The 16,001-nt window shown below is 38.1% G+C and carries 12 protein-coding genes; 3 read left to right on the top strand and 9 right to left on the bottom strand.

Features of this window, described 5'->3' with window-relative positions; all coding sequences use genetic code 11:
- Window positions 1-24: 24 nt before the first annotated feature.
- Window positions 25-2,949: a CHAT domain-containing tetratricopeptide repeat protein gene (locus tag H6G41_RS18925; protein WP_190747726.1), complete on the top strand. Its 2,925-nt coding sequence runs from the start codon at window positions 25-27 to the stop codon at window positions 2,947-2,949.
- On the opposite strand, the gene H6G41_RS18920 is transcribed toward H6G41_RS18925, so the two are convergent.
- From H6G41_RS18920 to murJ, 3 genes are all read right to left on the bottom strand, one after another.
- The gene (locus H6G41_RS18920; protein WP_190747725.1) at window positions 2,927-3,268 is read right to left on the bottom strand and encodes a hypothetical protein; all 342 of its coding nucleotides are present in this window, start codon (window positions 3,266-3,268) and stop codon (window positions 2,927-2,929) included. The genes H6G41_RS18925 and H6G41_RS18920 overlap by 23 nt on opposite strands.
- Window positions 3,269-3,341: 73 nt before the next feature.
- On the bottom strand, window positions 3,342-4,916 hold the full coding sequence (locus H6G41_RS18915; RefSeq protein ID WP_242037974.1) for an EAL domain-containing protein: 1,575 nt from the start codon (window positions 4,914-4,916) through the stop codon (window positions 3,342-3,344).
- A gap of 283 nt (window positions 4,917-5,199) precedes the next feature.
- Complete coding sequence (gene murJ, locus H6G41_RS18910; protein WP_190747724.1) at window positions 5,200-6,804, bottom strand: murein biosynthesis integral membrane protein MurJ; 1,605 nt, start codon at window positions 6,802-6,804, stop codon at window positions 5,200-5,202.
- 257 nt (window positions 6,805-7,061) lie between these two features.
- Here murJ and H6G41_RS18905 point away from each other — a divergent pair, with 257 nt between their 5' ends.
- Both H6G41_RS18905 and cls read left to right on the top strand, forming a co-directional pair.
- A complete protein-coding gene (locus H6G41_RS18905) occupies window positions 7,062-7,898 on the top strand; it encodes an endonuclease/exonuclease/phosphatase family protein (protein ID WP_190747723.1) in 837 nt (278 codons plus the stop codon).
- A 41-nt stretch (window positions 7,899-7,939) separates the two neighbouring features.
- Window positions 7,940-9,382, top strand: coding sequence for a cardiolipin synthase (gene cls, locus H6G41_RS18900; RefSeq protein ID WP_190747722.1), 1,443 nt, complete (start codon window positions 7,940-7,942; stop codon window positions 9,380-9,382).
- A gap of 263 nt (window positions 9,383-9,645) precedes the next feature.
- On the opposite strand, the gene H6G41_RS18895 is transcribed toward cls, so the two are convergent.
- From H6G41_RS18895 to H6G41_RS18870, 6 genes are all read right to left on the bottom strand, one after another.
- Window positions 9,646-10,071 (bottom strand): hypothetical protein, encoded by a 426-nt coding sequence (locus H6G41_RS18895; RefSeq protein ID WP_190747721.1) that lies wholly within the window; start codon window positions 10,069-10,071, stop codon window positions 9,646-9,648.
- Window positions 10,072-10,546: 475 nt separating this feature from the next.
- Entirely contained in the window at window positions 10,547-11,191 is a 645-nt protein-coding gene (locus tag H6G41_RS18890) for a heterocyst differentiation related protein (RefSeq protein WP_190747720.1), read from the bottom strand.
- 267 nt (window positions 11,192-11,458) lie between these two features.
- Window positions 11,459-12,259 carry a tryptophan synthase subunit alpha gene (gene trpA, locus H6G41_RS18885; protein ID WP_190747719.1) on the bottom strand — a complete coding sequence of 267 codons (801 nt, stop codon included), beginning with the start codon at window positions 12,257-12,259 and terminating at the stop codon, window positions 11,459-11,461.
- A 72-nt stretch (window positions 12,260-12,331) separates the two neighbouring features.
- Window positions 12,332-12,643, bottom strand: coding sequence for a DUF3007 family protein (locus tag H6G41_RS18880; protein ID WP_190747718.1), 312 nt, complete (start codon window positions 12,641-12,643; stop codon window positions 12,332-12,334).
- A 24-nt stretch (window positions 12,644-12,667) separates the two neighbouring features.
- Window positions 12,668-12,880, bottom strand: a complete 213-nt coding sequence (gene ndhL / locus H6G41_RS18875) for an NAD(P)H-quinone oxidoreductase subunit L (RefSeq protein ID WP_190747717.1) — start codon at window positions 12,878-12,880, stop codon at window positions 12,668-12,670.
- A gap of 1,216 nt (window positions 12,881-14,096) precedes the next feature.
- Window positions 14,097-15,995, bottom strand: a complete 1,899-nt coding sequence (locus H6G41_RS18870; RefSeq protein WP_190747716.1) for an ATP-binding protein — start codon at window positions 15,993-15,995, stop codon at window positions 14,097-14,099.
- Window positions 15,996-16,001 lie beyond the last annotated feature (6 nt).

The raw sequence follows: 16,001 nt of genomic DNA, 5'->3' as shown, positions 1-16,001 counted from the left end.
GACAGGATAACCCCAGTAACTCCAATGAAGATACAGAAAATTGCACTGATTACTTTCATCACCTTACTCGCAACAATTGGACAAATACCAATCAACCGCAGCGCAATTGTGGGAATAACCCAAGCTTCAGCACAAACCCCAGAAGCGCGGAAAGCTGAAGCTGATAAACTTTTTCAGCAAGGTAATCAGCAGTATAACAATAGTGACTTTGAAGCTGCATTACGATTGTGGCAACAAGCACTGATTATTTACCAGGAAATCAAAAACCGTCAAGGCGAAGGATACGCACTGAGTAATATCGGTGGTGCTTACCATGCTTTAGCAGAATATCAAAAAGCCATTGATTACTTTCAGCAGAGTTTGGCGATCGCTAAAGAAATTAAAGACCGTAAGCTTGAAGGAGTTGTGCTGGGCGGACTTGGTATTGCTTACCATGTTTTGGGAAACTACAAAAAAGCCATTGATTACCACCAGCAAGATTTAGCGATCGCTAAAGAAATCAAAAATCGTGAAGATGAAGGTAGGGCGCTGGGTAATCTTGGTAATGCTTACTATAATCTAGCAGATTACCCGAAAGCGATTGAGTATCAACAACAGAGTTTAGCGATCGCTATTGAAACTAAAGACCGATTTAGCCAAGGAAAAGCACTTGGTAATCTTGGTGTTGCTTATAGTGCTTTGGGAAACTACAAAAAAGCTATTGAATACTACCAACAGAAATTAGCGATCACCAAAGAAATTAAAGACCGGAAAGGTGAGGCTCATGCACTGAGTAGTCTCGGTAGTACTTACTATAATCTAGCAGATTACCCGAAAGCGATTGAGTATCACCAACAGAGTTTAACACTGGCTAAAAAAATTAAAGACCGTAGGGGCGAGGCCAGGTCACTAGGTAGTCTCGGTCTTGTCTATAGAGCTTTAGGATACTACAAAAAAGCTATTGATTCCCATCTTGCCAGTTTAGCGATCAAAAGAGAAATTCAAGACCGTAAAGGCGAGGGAGATTCTTTAAGTAGTCTGGGTGTAATTTACGATGATTTCGGAGACTATTCCCAAGCTATTGCATACTTTCAGCAGAGTTTAGCGATCTTCAGAGAAATTCAAAACCGTCGGGGTGAAGGAAAGGTACTAGGTAATCTTGGTAATGCTTACTTTTCTCTAGGAGACTATAAAAAAGCTCTTGAGTACTTCCAACAGAGATTAGCGATCGCCCAACAAATCAAAGACCGTAGGGGAAGTTCTATAGTATTAGCTAATCTTGGTACTACTTACCATAAACTGGGAGACTATCAAAAAGCCATTGATTATCAGCAACAAAGTTTAGCGATCGCCAGGGAAATTCAAAGCCGCACGGGCGAGAGTAATGCACTGGGTAATCTTGGTAATACTTATGATGCTCTAGGAAACTATCCCAAAGCGATTGAATATCACAAACAAAGTTTAGCAATTGACCGTGAAATTAAAGACCGTGTAAGTGAGGGAATCTCTTTACACAATCTAGGAATTAGTTTTCAAAAGCAAGGTAATCTCAGTGCAGCAGAGAAAACCCTGTATGAAGGAATTCATATTTGGGAATCTCTGCGAGATAAAGAATTACCTGATGAAGATAAAATTTCTTTATTTGACACCCAACGCAGCACCTACAGGATTTTACAAGAAGTCCTGATTGCTCAAAATAAAATTGATGCAGCTCTAGAAATTGCCGAACGCAGTCGCGCTAGGGTATTTGTTGAGTTGCTATCATCTCGTATATCTACTAATAATAAACAGACAGATAAATCAACTCAATTTCCCACAATTGCCGAGATTAAACAAATTGCTCAACAGCAAAATGCTACTCTCGTACAATATTCTATTATTTACGATCATTTCAAAATTGCAGATAGACAACAAACTAAAGAATCCGACCTCTATATTTGGGTTGTCAAGCCGACAGGTGAAGTCGCATTTCGCAAAGTTGACCTTAAATCTCTGTGGCAAAAAGATAATACAAATTTAGAGGAATTAGTTACTAGTAGTCGTATAAATATTGGTGCTGGTAGAGGTAGAAGCGCAGGCGGTATTGTCGCGATTCAAAATCCTGATGCAGCATCATCTAAAAAATCATTACAAAGACTGCATGAAATTTTAATTAAAGATATTGCCGATTTATTACCAAAAAAACCTGAAGATAGAGTTATTTTCATTCCCCAACGTTCTTTATTTTTCGCACCTTTCCCAGCTTTACTTGATGCAAAAGGTAAATATTTAATTGAAAAACATACTATTCTTACTGCTCCAGCAATTCAAGTATTAGATTTTACCCATCAATTAAAGCGAGGCAGACAAACTAATTATAATAATGCCTTGATTGTCGGTAATCCTATCATGCCTGTAGTATCTACAGAACCAGGTAAACCTGCAACAAAGTTAGATCCACTACCAGGGGCGGAACTTGAAGCCAAGACTATTGCCCAGATGTTAAAAACTCAGGCGATTCTAGGTAAAGATGCGACTAAAGCTAATATTTTGTCAAGGTTATCTTCAGCAGATGTAATTCATTTAGCTACTCACGGTTGGGCTGATGATTATCGCGGTTTGGGTAGTTGGATTGCTCTTGCGCCATCGAGCAATGATGATGGTTTACTCAAAGCTGAGGAAATTTTAGATTTAAAATTAAAAGCTCAGTTAGTTGTTCTTAGTGCTTGTGAAACTGGTAAAGGAAAACTTTCCGGTGATGGTGTAATTGGGTTATCGCGTTCTTTAATTTCCGCAGGCGTTCCCAGTGTACTGGTTTCTTTATGGCAAGTACCGGATCAACCCACACAATATTTAATGGTGGAATTTTACAAGAGTTTGCAAACTCAACCAGATAAAGCGCTGGCTTTACGTCAGGCGATGTTGAAGACTAAGGAAAAATTTCCCTCTGCTGGTGATTGGGCGGCGTTTACTTTGATTGGGGAAAGGTAATGTAATTGGGCATTGGGCATGGGGCATTGGGCAGAGAAAAATGCTGTATCACGAAAAATTTTTGTTGCAATGATTGTCTTATTAATAAGTTTTGCTTAAGTTTTTTAATAAAAGAATAAGCAGTTATCGTAAATGCGATCGCATTTGCCATTTTTGATAATACAATTGCCATTTCTGATACTACAATTGCCATTTCTGATACTACAATTGCCATTTTTGATAATACAATTGCTATTTCTGACACTACAATTGCCATTTTTGATAATACAATTGCCATTTCTGATACTACAATTGCTATTTCCGATAATACAATTGCCATTTCTGATACTACAATTGCTATTTTCGCGAACCCAATTGCTATTTTCGCGATCGCATTTATAAATATCTTGTCCTCAATAGGGCTTTTCTAAAATCAATCTTCGCAGATCGTCGTACTTTTCTTTACTCAGCCGATAAATCTCTGGACTTGGTTTACCAACAATATGCCCTTGAATATATTTGACGCCAATCTCGTGCAGGCGATGTAAGCTAATGGGAGTAGTTTCATCTATCCCTTCAACAATGACATTGGAAGGATTAAGATTATTTGCACCTACTAATTCATGAACAAAGCGGATAATCACATCGCAAGGTTGATGGTACAAAATATTGCGATCTATTTTCACATGAGATGGGTTTAAGCCGGCGAGGCGAGACACGGAAGCATAACCTGCACCAAAATCATCAATGGCAAATCTTATTTGTAATTGACTGACATATTCCAATAATTTATTCTTGAAAAATGTCAAAGGTGATTTTAACTGCACACCTTCATTAAATTGTGGTAATTCTGTTTTTTCGGAAATTTCTAAGATTAAATTTCTTGATGTAATGGTTTTCTCTTGCAAAACCTGACGCACAGTTTCAAAATAGGCAGTTCTAATTAAAGATTCTGGATAAACGTTAACGGATAATGGTACGATATCTTTAGATCTATTTTGTTTTGATTTTTTTCTCGCTGCTTGATAACTAAAAGTAGCTGTGCGCAAAAAATATTGATCGAGTTCAATTATAAATCTCGTTCCCCACATTTCCGCAGCCTGAAATAAATCCACAGGTGCGGTTAAAGTATCGGGATCTCTGGCTAAAGCTTCCCAACTACTGATAAATAATTCATCAGCATCTAAATGCAGCACTGGCTCAAAATAAACTATCATCCTTTGCAGGCGATCGCAAAATAATCTAAACCTGCGTTCGTATAAATGTGCAGCAACAAATCCAAAGTCTTTCTTTAAATCATCCAAAATCGCCGCTTCTACTAAATCTGGATTATGAGCTAATTTCTGAGCAGCCAGATAAAAGCTAGATAATATTCGCCCGTAGATATCGCCTAAGAGATAGGAATCTTGTGGTATACCACAAACCACAAGTACCTCGACTTTTAATAAACCTTTTAAAGGTACAAAGACAAAAGCTTTTCTCTCACCATTGATATCTTCATGTAATCTATAAATTCCATGATAAGCCGGGTTAAAAATTGCCACCTGAGAAACTGTAGGTAAAATATGTGAATTGAAGGTATTAAAATAAAAGTTATGGTCTATAAATTGAGAAACATTACTATGGGATTGAATATATAATTTATCTTGGCTATCGCTTCCCAAAATAAATACCAAATCAGCATCAGAAGTTTGACGAATAATATTTAAAATATGCTGAGTATTACCAGCAGGATTAATATTTAATTTATCTTGGACTAAATTAGTTAATTGTTGAATTAAGCTTTTAATAAAAAATTCGTAAGGTTCGAGAAAGTTACGTAATTGACGTATCGGCGCTTCCAGATGATATAAATCTCCAGAGGTTTTGATTTTTCCTAAATTAATGACTTGAGAATTATTGTTTTGAATATCTTCTAGCTCTGGTTGCGTTGTCATATTATTTGTTTGAGCAATAACAATATCAAAGCCTTCATCAAAATCTCCCATAATTATCCTTAATTCTTAGCCAAGAAAAATACAAAAGTAGTATATCGCCTTTATTACAACCACAAAAGCAACTTGCTGTTGCATATGTATAGGCTACAACTAAGGACACAACAATGTTGTGCCCTTAGCTGTGTAGTTGATGTATAGCTGTTGACTGTTGACTGTTGGCTGGTAACGGGTGCATCCCAGTTTTTAAAACGCCCGCAGGCTGGAAGCCTGGGGCTATAAAGATGAAGCCTGCGGAGGCAGGCTTTGTTTATGTAGCAATACCCAAAAAAGTTGGTTATTTCTTCAAGAATCGCTGACGCATCCGCACTACAAAACTATTTATCTCTGGTATCTTCAGCCAGTAAGCAAAGATAGCAAACACAACAATTCCTACTAAACCAGCGATAGATACCTCTAACAGCAGAATGACTAAATTTGTTGATTTAAATACCTGCTGACAAGCGAATAAAGCACCATAGCTAGCTACCCCAGAAACTATGCTCCCAGCAGTTAAACCAATAATAGGTATACTCCACTCACGCCAAGGTAAACCGTCAATTTTGCGATTGAGTATCCACAACAGCATTAACATGGAACTACAATTAACACCTACAGTAGCTAAAACTAAACCAGGCGCGCCAAAAGGTTGCACTAGTAACCAATCTAGTAAAGCGTTGAGAAAGATGTTAAAAGTACTAATGCGAAATGGTGTTTGTCCATCACCTAAAGCATAAAATACTCGGACTAATACATCACGCCCTAAATAGACAAACATGCCGATACCATAAGCAATCAGTAAGGAAGAAACCAACTCTGTTGCTTCTTGCTTAAAAGCACCTCGTTCATAGACTATTTGCACAATGGGGACTGATAAAACTACCATCAGTGCGCCTAAGGGTAACATGGTAAAAGCAGTTAGTAGCAATCCTTGGCGAATGCGTAGTTTCAAATCCGGCCAATTTTCCGGTGCAGCAAGTTTGGCAAATATTGGTAATAATGGCAACAAAATAATGTTAGAAATAATCCCTAGAGGTGTTTGCACTAGCAGATTGGCATAATTAAAACCAGCCGCAGCACCAGGAATCGGACTAGCAAAATATAGTGCTGTTGCAAAGTTAATCGGCATCATTCCCGAGGAAATTGTCGCCGGCGTCATGATTTTAATTACTTCTTGAACTCCAGGTGATTTAAAATCAAATCGCAACTTTAATGTGCCTAATCCTAAGCGCCACTGCACAATTAACTGTACTACCCATTGCAGAATTGCTCCGGCTAAGGTTCCCCAAGCTAAAACCATACCGCCGATGTAAGCATATTGCGGCAGAATAATATCTTTGCCATATTGCACCGCTAAGATAGCAATACCGATGACAACAGTGATGCTAGATAATAAAGGACTAAGGGAAAGCAACCAATATTGATTAGCAGCGTTGAGAGTACCAAAACCAATACCGATGAAGCCTGCAAATAAAGCCATCGGTGCCATAATTTGGATTTGTTGGATAGCGATCGCTCTAGTTGTCGGATCTAAACCATGTCCGATTAAATCAACTAGCTCATTTGCAAAGAAAATCTGTGCAAATGTCACCAGTAACAGCAAACCACCTACAAAAGTCGTCACTGTTTCCACTAAAGGCGCAGCTTCTTCTGGCTTGCGCTTAGCTAAAACACTAACAATGGCACTATGTAACGGCCCGTTTACACCACCGAGTAAAATTAATAAAAAACCAGGAATAATATACGCATAACTATAGGCAGTGGCAGCAGCACCAACACCAAAAGCCGCAGCGATCGCTTGCTGCCTAACTAAACCAAATACTTTACTAATTAACGTAGCAATGGCAACAATGCCAGCAATTCCAGCGAAAGAACGAGAGGGTTTTTGGTCTTGTTGTGTCACGAATAATACCTGAAAACTCTTGCTGAGTCGATATCTGAAAACATTAACCTGAAATTGTAGATGGTGTCAGGCAATTTTTCATCATTAGCATTTGCAATTTCCAATTTTTCCTCAGCTGTCAGCTATTAAGCTCATCCTATCCTCCGGGGATGGAATTTCATGATGACAGGAAACAGCATTCCCTTCTGCCTCCTGCCCTCTGCCTTTCCCGATAAAATTTAGAGTTAAGCTATGTAAAGGTCAGGTTGCAGTAAAAAATGGTAGATCTCAAAGAAAAAGTAGACATCCTTGCGAAAAAATTCGTTCCCTCCTATCGCTTTCTGCGCCCTCAAGAATCCACAATCGATCGCAGCCATATACTGCAAACAGAACTTAACGCTTCATCAATCAAAGTTCTCAACTGGAATATCGCCAAGAAAACTTATGACAAAAATTGGCTGCAAGATTTTTTAAACATCCTGGAGCAATATCAACCAGACTTAATTTTTCTGCAAGAATTCCGTCTAGATATAGATGCAAAGAACCTCAAAGAACTGATAAATATGAGTTGGAACTTTGCACCTAACTTTATTGATGCTCATCATCAAAGTTATTCAGGCATTTTAACCGCAGCTAAAATCAGCCCCCTGCATAAAAGAGCCATCATTACTAAACATTATGAACCCATTATAAAAACACCAAAAGTCTCGCTTATTGCTGAATATTCCTTATCTCACAATCAAAATAGTCTCTTAACTATCAATAGTCATTTGATAAATTTCGTCAATATTCATAAATTTAAAACTCAATTGCATGAATTAGAAATAGCACTGTCTACCCATCAAGGGCCAATTATTTTTTCGGGAGATTTCAACACATGGAGTCAAAAAAGGGCTTTACTGCTTTATAAAGTCGTTACCCGATTAGGATTAACGCCAGTAGCTTTTACACCCCACCACAGCAAAAAAATTAAACGATTTCTGTTATCACCGCCATTAGACTATATATTTTACCGGGGACTAAAAGAAAATAAAGCCAGTGCTAGGGTACTAGAAAATATTAATTCATCAGATCACAAGCCATTATTGGCAGAATTTTCTTATATACAGACTTAAAAAACCTAAAAAAAATTAGATAAAATTACAGAAAATTACAGATGTTGATAGATAGTGGTGCCATAACTATTTATAGTGCGGCTACAGTTATTGTTCATGCTTTAGGAATTGTCCATGCAGCCCATGCAGTAATGATAGTGCGTTCTTCTCAAGGTGCGATCGCCTGGGGAATTTCCTTAGTGACTTTTCCCTGGTTAGCTATTCCCTTATATTGGGTTTTGGGGAGAACTAAATTTCATGGATATGCTGAAGCCTTGCGCTCAGTTTATGCAGAACACTATGAGCTAGCTCGTCAAACATACAATGATATTGCCCAATTTCAAATAGCATTACCAGATAATTTAGCCAGGTTGCAACCACTAGCAAAAACCTTTACCGGCATACCCTTTACATCCGGTAATGCAGCCGAATTGCTAATTGATGGTCAAAAAACCTATGCAGCTATGTTAAGTGCGATCGCCTCCGCCACCAATTACATTTTGCTGCAATCATATATCGTCAACGACGATCAAGCAGGCGAAGAATTCAAACAAGCATTAATTGACAAAGCCAAGCAAGGAGTAAATATTTACTTTCTCTATGATGAAATCGGTTCTAACAAACTATCTCGTGGTTATATCCAATCTCTACGCAAACATGGTATTGAAGTCAGCGCATTTCACACCACCAAAGGTAAAGGTAATCGCTTCCAACTCAACTTTCGCAATCATCGCAAGATTATAGTCGTAGATGGTGAAGTCGGATTTTTAGGCGGGTTAAATATTGGTGACGAATATTTAGGCAAAAATCCCCGTCTCAGTCCTTGGCGTGATACTCACATGAAACTACAAGGGCCCACCGTCCAAAGTTTGCAAGCTTCATTTATGCAAGATTGGTACTGGGCGACGCGAAAGCTAATTGATGTCAACTGGCAAATTAAAGCCAATCAACAAGCCAATCAAACCGCATTTGTTCTACCTACAGGCCCCGCAGATAAATACAAAAATTGTAACTTGTTCTTTGTGAATGCAATCAACGAAGCGCAAACGCGCCTGTGGATTGCTACACCTTACTTTGTCCCCGATGACGCAACTTTAACAGCCTTAAAACTAGCTGCAATGCGCGGTGTAGACGTGCGCATTCTTTTACCCAATCGCCCCGATCATCTATTTGTTTATCTTTGTTCTTTTTCCTACTACAGCGAAATGGAAGCGATCGGCATCCAGCTATATCGTTATAAACATGGATTTATGCATCAAAAAATCATCCTCATTGATGACGATATGGCCGGAGTCGGCACAGTTAATTTAGATAATCGCTCATTTTTTCTCAACTTTGAAGTTATGGGTTTTGTCGCTGCACCCCAATTTGTAGCCAGTGTGGAAAAAATGTTAAAGGATGATTTAGCAGTTTCTGTGGAAGTTAATTATGCTGAATATCAAAAAAAACCTTTGTGGTTTAAATTAGCTGTGAGAACTTCTCGATTGTTAATGCCATTGTTGTAAAGTTGCCAAACAAAAATAACTACTCATTGGCAATATCAACTAGTGCTTGATTGATCGCATCATCACTTACATCATGCCGTTTTAAACTTGTAATCAACGCATCCGTTTTATTCAAAAATCAAATAGTTAATTAGACTAAATTACACTATGGGAACTCCAAAAAATAAATTATTCCGTTCAAGTAGTTGACGGTTAACAGTCAACCGTCAACAGTGAACAATAGTAATGGAATATTTTTTTACTTGGAAGTCCCTAGTTAAAATTTAGCGTTGCACTGTGTTAGAGATATCTCTACCTGCTTTGGCTGCACTATCCTTAACACCACCAGCAGTTTCCTTAGCACCTTCTACATAGCCAGAGCCAAATTCTTTAAAGGCTTCAGCCGATTGTTGACCAATCCGTTGTAAACGTTCACCAGGCGCGCCTTTTGTTTCCCGTGCTTCTCGATTCCATTGACCTGTGGTTTTAGGTCTTTGAGCATCATTTTCTGATACTCTTTCGCGAACTTGGGCGCGCAACTCTCTATTACTGCGTCCAGAATCGTCAATGTAGGCGCTATTGTTACCATGATCTACATTGGTTGTCAGGACAATTAAACCAACAAAGACAACAGATAAAAAACGCTTAACTTGAAATCCTTGAAACAAAGAACTAATGTAAGCGATCGCATTAGAAATCACATTTTTCATGCCAATACTCCCTTGGTAAAATTCTCGAAGATTTTTAGATTGTCGAGATATCACTGGCTCACTGCAAATTTAGCTAATTCCATCAGAAACTATAGTTAGTTTCTCTGGGAAATTAACCAACCTAATAGAGTGATAGATTTAGTGATGAAATCAAGCCAATGACTCTTTTGATTACAAATTAAGACTAACTGGAAAAAATTATTTATCCCTCTAACAAAAGTCAGAGTTTGGTGAAAAATCAGCAAAGCTGATACCAGCAAATATTTATGCGCCAATAAATTCCCTTAGTCAGGGTGCATATCTAAACGTTGCTGTCCCCTGAAGTCCCTAAGCGATCGCCATTTCTATATGAGCATATAAAAATACTCACATCTGCTTCTATTTCTGAAGTGAAAATGCGAGTTACTCTTAATTTTATTATTCAATAATAGATATAGAGGTAGTTGCTAACCCTGCTAACTACTATATATTGCCGTTAACGTACATCGTCATATTCTGCTGTTTCTACTCGTCTTGCTTCCATGCGGGGGGGTAAAAACTCAGTCCGACGTACAGGAACTAAAGGCGATGTCTGTCCTTGGTATGGGTGAATTACTTGTACAGTTCGACTAGAGCGCTGTTTTGGGGAAAATAAAGCCAATACACCAGCAACGACAACGCCACCACCAATTGTTAGAGTCATACCGCCTACTGCCCAGACTATAGGTGAAGACCACCAAGGATTTTGAGGTTGTAAAGCTGTTTTCTGATTATTTTGTTGGGCAAATTGCAGTTGTTGTTGCTGCTGATTGTAGCTTTGAAACTGCCATTGGAGTTGTTGATTTTGAGTTCTCAACTGCTCGTTATCGTTTTTCAACCGCGCCATTTCCGACTTGAGAGTTTCTAGTTCAGCTCGCTGATCGGAATTAGGAGCAGTGGGAGGCTGATTATTGGGATACATCGGCTGCCCATAGGGATACTGGGGCGGTGTCATTACCTGAGGTGCTACTACAGTAGGAGGCATCTGTGGGGTAACCGCAAAATTAGGTTGTAGAGAATTATTACCTGCCCCTTTGAGCAATACTAGAGCCGCCAGACCAGCTACGGCAACTCCACCGATAAATGCCATACTCTCACTCATCGCCTAAGCCCCTCAACTGCGACGTAATAATCATCATTTTTAACTGACTCACTCTCACACTCATATTTTTTAGTTTACTTACACTTCAACATAATACCCAAAGTATCAGCGATGTTCCCAGGTAGTTTTAACACAGCATCATATTTGCTGCTTATATTTAATATTATATCTGTTAAATTATCTACCAATCCCCGGCAAAAAAACTACACTGTTATATATTTTTAATCTACTTTTCCCTAGTCATCAAGACTAGTATTTATACCAGTATTACTTTGCCTTGAGATCTGCTTTAAGACTTTGACAAAATTCTGCGATCGCATTTAACCCCTCTTGGGGAGTACCTTCGGCTAAACGTTTGACAAAAGCACTGCCGACAATCGCCGCATCTGCGCCCCAATCTCTGACCTGACGCGCTTGTTCTACTTGCGAAATCCCAAAGCCTACCCCAATTGGCTTACCTGTAAAATTACGTATTTCTTTGAGTAAATCCGAAACTCGCGTTTCTATCTGCGCTCTCATACCAGTGACACCAGTAACGCTGACTAAATAGATAAATCCTTGAGAAGCGCGAGCGATCGCTTCTATTCGTTCAACAGAACTAGTGGGTGCTATCAGCAAAATTAAGTCAATTCCCATCTTGCTAGCTGGTTCGATTAAAACAGCAGCTTCTTCCAAAGGTAAATCTGGTACTACCAAACCCGCTACCCCAGCCGCCGCAATTTCTTGGAGAAACTTATCAATTCCCCGGTGCAAAATTGGATTGTAGTAAGTAAACAGGACGATGGGCGATTTTAAATCTGGAGTAGTTGCTTGCAACATTTCCAGTACACTATCTAGGGTGGTTCCCCGTTCTAGGGCGCGAGTAGCAGCCGCTTGAATTACCGGCCCGTCTGCCAAAGGATCGGAGTAGGGAACCCCAAGTTCAATAATATCTGCTCCACTGCGATCTAGAACTCGCAATGCCGCCGCCGTTGTTTCTAAATCTGGATCGCCAGCTGTAATAAACGGAATCAGCGCACACTCTTTATTGCGTCCTAGAGTTTCAAAGCAGTGGGAAATAGCAGTCATTGGTCAAGATTCAAGAGTCAGTTGTCATATCCTACCAAACAACGGACACCGAACCAACGACCAATCCACACCCTAACGCTGAGATTGTTTTTCCGCTTCAATTTCCGCTTGCAGTTTGGCTAGTTCTTCAGGAGTCAGTTCGTCTAGCCGCTTTTGGAAAAAAGCCTGTTCATAATCTTCGCGTTGTTGATGGTAGGTCATATTTTTACCCACCGCACGAAAAACATAGGTAGCTAGCCAACCCAGCAAACCACTGACTAGCAAGACTTGGCTCCAAATACCAGCTTTTTGACTATCTAAACCTACTAGCTGCAAGCCTAGATATACTATGCCTCCAGCAACAAAAACGCCAAAGCCGATTCCTATAGCATCAATGCGTCGCATGAGAGTTATGACCTACCAATCTTGTTAAACTTCAATTTGTCGCCGCTGGGGTCGAATATTGACAAATGGCGATAAAACCAACAATCCTGGAAAGAAGAAGAACACCAGAAAGTACATCATGGTGCGCTCTACAGAACTAGCTACATACCAGCGCAGCTTGAGGTAGAACAACACAGCCACTGGAATGACTAACAAATAAGCTCCAGCCAAAGCCAGATACAGCAGGGCTACAATCATAATTTTTGCTTCTGAGATAGACAAGATGGTTGATTACATCTATCTTCCATCATAGGCTGAATGGCGAAACATAGGGCATAGGGCATAGGGCATAGGGCATAGGGCATTGGGCATTGGGCATACAATTTGCTTAGGATTGGCATTAGATATTTTTATCCAAACATTATTTGGTGGTGGTACTTGCAATTCATAATTTGGTGTGTTACCTTTGTTAAGGCTTTTGCGAAAGGAGTTAAAGCTACCCAATAAAATGGGAATAACACTCTAGGTGGCGATCGCAAAAAAGCTAATAAATACTGTTGCCAGTTCAACAAGTATTTATAAAAGTCACCAAACCAGTAAAATTACTATTTGTGAACAAAATTATTAAATCTAGTTGCACAAAAGACGTAATTAATGCTGGAATGTATGAGGGAGTATTTATTACCTCTCAATCAAATAAACTCCTAACTAAAAATTAGGGGGGTGTGGCGGAATGGTAGACGCTACGGACTTAGATAACTGAGCCTTGCTAGAGAAATCTTTCAAGTGTAAGCTCTCAAACTCAGGGAAACCTAAATCTGTTTACAGACATGGCAATCCTGAGCCAAGCCCAAAAGAAAATATAATGACTTTTGATTTTTGATTGATTTTAATCTAAATTTCAAAACTCAAAATATCCGATTTTGGGAAGGTGCAGAGACCCGACGGGAGCTACCCTAACGTTAAAGTCGAGGGTAAAGGGAGAGTCCAATTCTCAAAGCCGAAAGTAATGAAAACTATTAGGCAGTAGTGAAAGCTGCGAGAGAATGAAAATCCGTTGATCGTAAAAGGTCGTGTGGGTTCAAGTCCCACCACCCCCATAAAAAAATTAAATTCTGTGTGGCTCAAGATGTAACTTTACCCATAAATTTGCCGCAAACTTCAGCTTTTATTAGCTATAAGTTTTGGTAAAGTAATGTAGAGTGAGAATCTTCTCATCGACACAGAGATAAACGTTGTTTTGCTTAACAAGTCAGGATGTGCAAAGCTGCCCAATGAGTGCCAAGAAAATTTTGGGGCTTATGCTATTACTTTTAACTTAGGTACACTTGGGGACATCTGGACGTTGCGACTATAGCCGCAATTACATATTTTTCCCTGAAACGATGTTTTAAAACATCTTCATTAAGCTGGCTAATATCTATTCTAAGTATATTATTAAGAAACCAATCTATTGTTATTAGATAATTCTTGATTATATATACTTGTTCTCATTAAATACCCTAGAAAATTCTAGATTTTCCGCTTTTATAGGCAAAGTAATTGTAAATTCTGTGCCCTCATCGATTGCGGAATTTATTTCTATTTTACCTTTGTGTTTTTCAATTATTTGGTATGAGATACTTAAACCTAAGCCAGTTCCCTTACCTACTGGTTTAGTTGTAAAAAATGGGTCAAATAGTTTACTCATAATTTCTTGGCGTATTCCCGGGCCGTTATCTTTAATGCTAATTTTTAGACAATTATTATTTACTAGTGATGTATTAATAATAATTTGTTTATTTCTTTTATTGCTATAGTCTAGTAGTGCATCTAATGCATTATTTAAGATATTCATAAATACTTGATTAAGCTGTGCTGGATAACATTCAATTAATGGTAAGTCTCCATAAATTTTAATAATTTCAATTCCTAATTTGAGACGATGATTCAAAATTAATAGAGTATTATCTATACCTTCATGTATATTGACTGCTTTCATATCAGCTTCATCTAATCGTGAGAAATTGCGCAAAGATAAGACAATTTCTCTGATTCTCTGCGAACCCATCTTCATTGAGGAGAGTAGATGAGATAAATCCTCTGTAATAAAATCTAAATCAATATCTTCTATATTTTCGGCAATCCTATAGCTAGGTTCTGGATATTCTTGCTGGTATAGATTAATTAAATTAATTAAATCTTGAATATAGCCACTAGCACATTCAATATTACCATGAATAAAGTTAACAGGGTTATTAATTTCATGGGCTATACCTGCTACCATCTGTCCCAGTGATGACATTTTTTCTGTTTGAATTAATTGTCCTTGAGTTGCTTTTAAGTCTTGCAGTGCTTGTTGAAGTTCCTGGGTTCTTTCTTCTACTTTTTCCTCTAAAGTGTGATGTGCTTGTTGAAGTTCTTGGGTTCTTTCTTCTACTCGTTTTTCTAAAGTTTGACGAGCTATTTCTAATTCTTGAGTATAATTTCCCACCCATTCTACTAATTGATTTAATGAAGCCGCCAAAGTTCCTACTTCATCTTTACTACTCACATTAACTCTGAGTTGAAAATTTGATTCTTGGGTAATTTGTTGGGCGATTTTAGTAACTAATTGCAAAGGATGAGCAATTAATTTACTAGTATAAACTGCCAAAGCAGCAGCGATTATCAATGAGAGAATTACACTACAAGCTATAACTTGTATTCGCAATTTACGAGCATAAGTAAAGCTAGTAATTGCTTGTTGCTTTTGATTTTCAGCATTACCTATAATGAGAATTAATTCATCAGACAATTTATCAAATTTGATATTAATATTTCTAATCTCTTCCCTGAGAAGTAAAATTAATAACTTATTATGCAAATCTTGTGGCTTTTGAGCTTGTAAACTATCTGTTTCAATCTGCTGCCAAAAATTTTTAAATAACTGAGTGTATGAATTAATATTGATTTGATATTTTTGTAAAAAACTTTGGTATTCTGTATAACCTAAGGCTAAATAATAAGGTGATTTATTTATAAATATTTCTAGCTCAGCTATCTGTTTGTTAACTTGAACATTTCCATTTAAAAACTTGTTCTTTTCAAACTCTAACCAAATAGAGTCATCTAATACAGTAACTAGCCTTTGTGGATGTAGCCGCATCCTGGTTACTGAATTTTCTAAATTTTTCAAAAGATTTTGTTGTTGTTCCGCAAACTCAACTCGCTTTTGTGCATTTCTTTCGTAAGAGTTAGCAATTACTAATCCACTAATTGTGCCGATTAAAGCAATGCTAATTGCTACTGTATATCCATAACTTATTTTTTTTGCAATAGACCAATTATTACTTAATTTAATGAACCTTAGGAAAATCTCATGATTTTTGATTTTTGTATGCTTACCATTCATTAAATA

The organism is Tolypothrix sp. FACHB-123, assembly GCF_014697075.1.
Lineage (GTDB): Bacteria > Cyanobacteriota > Cyanobacteriia > Cyanobacteriales > Nostocaceae > Aulosira.
The sequence above is the reverse complement of the archived record's forward strand: the minus strand, read 5'-3'. Positions and strand labels throughout refer to the sequence as shown.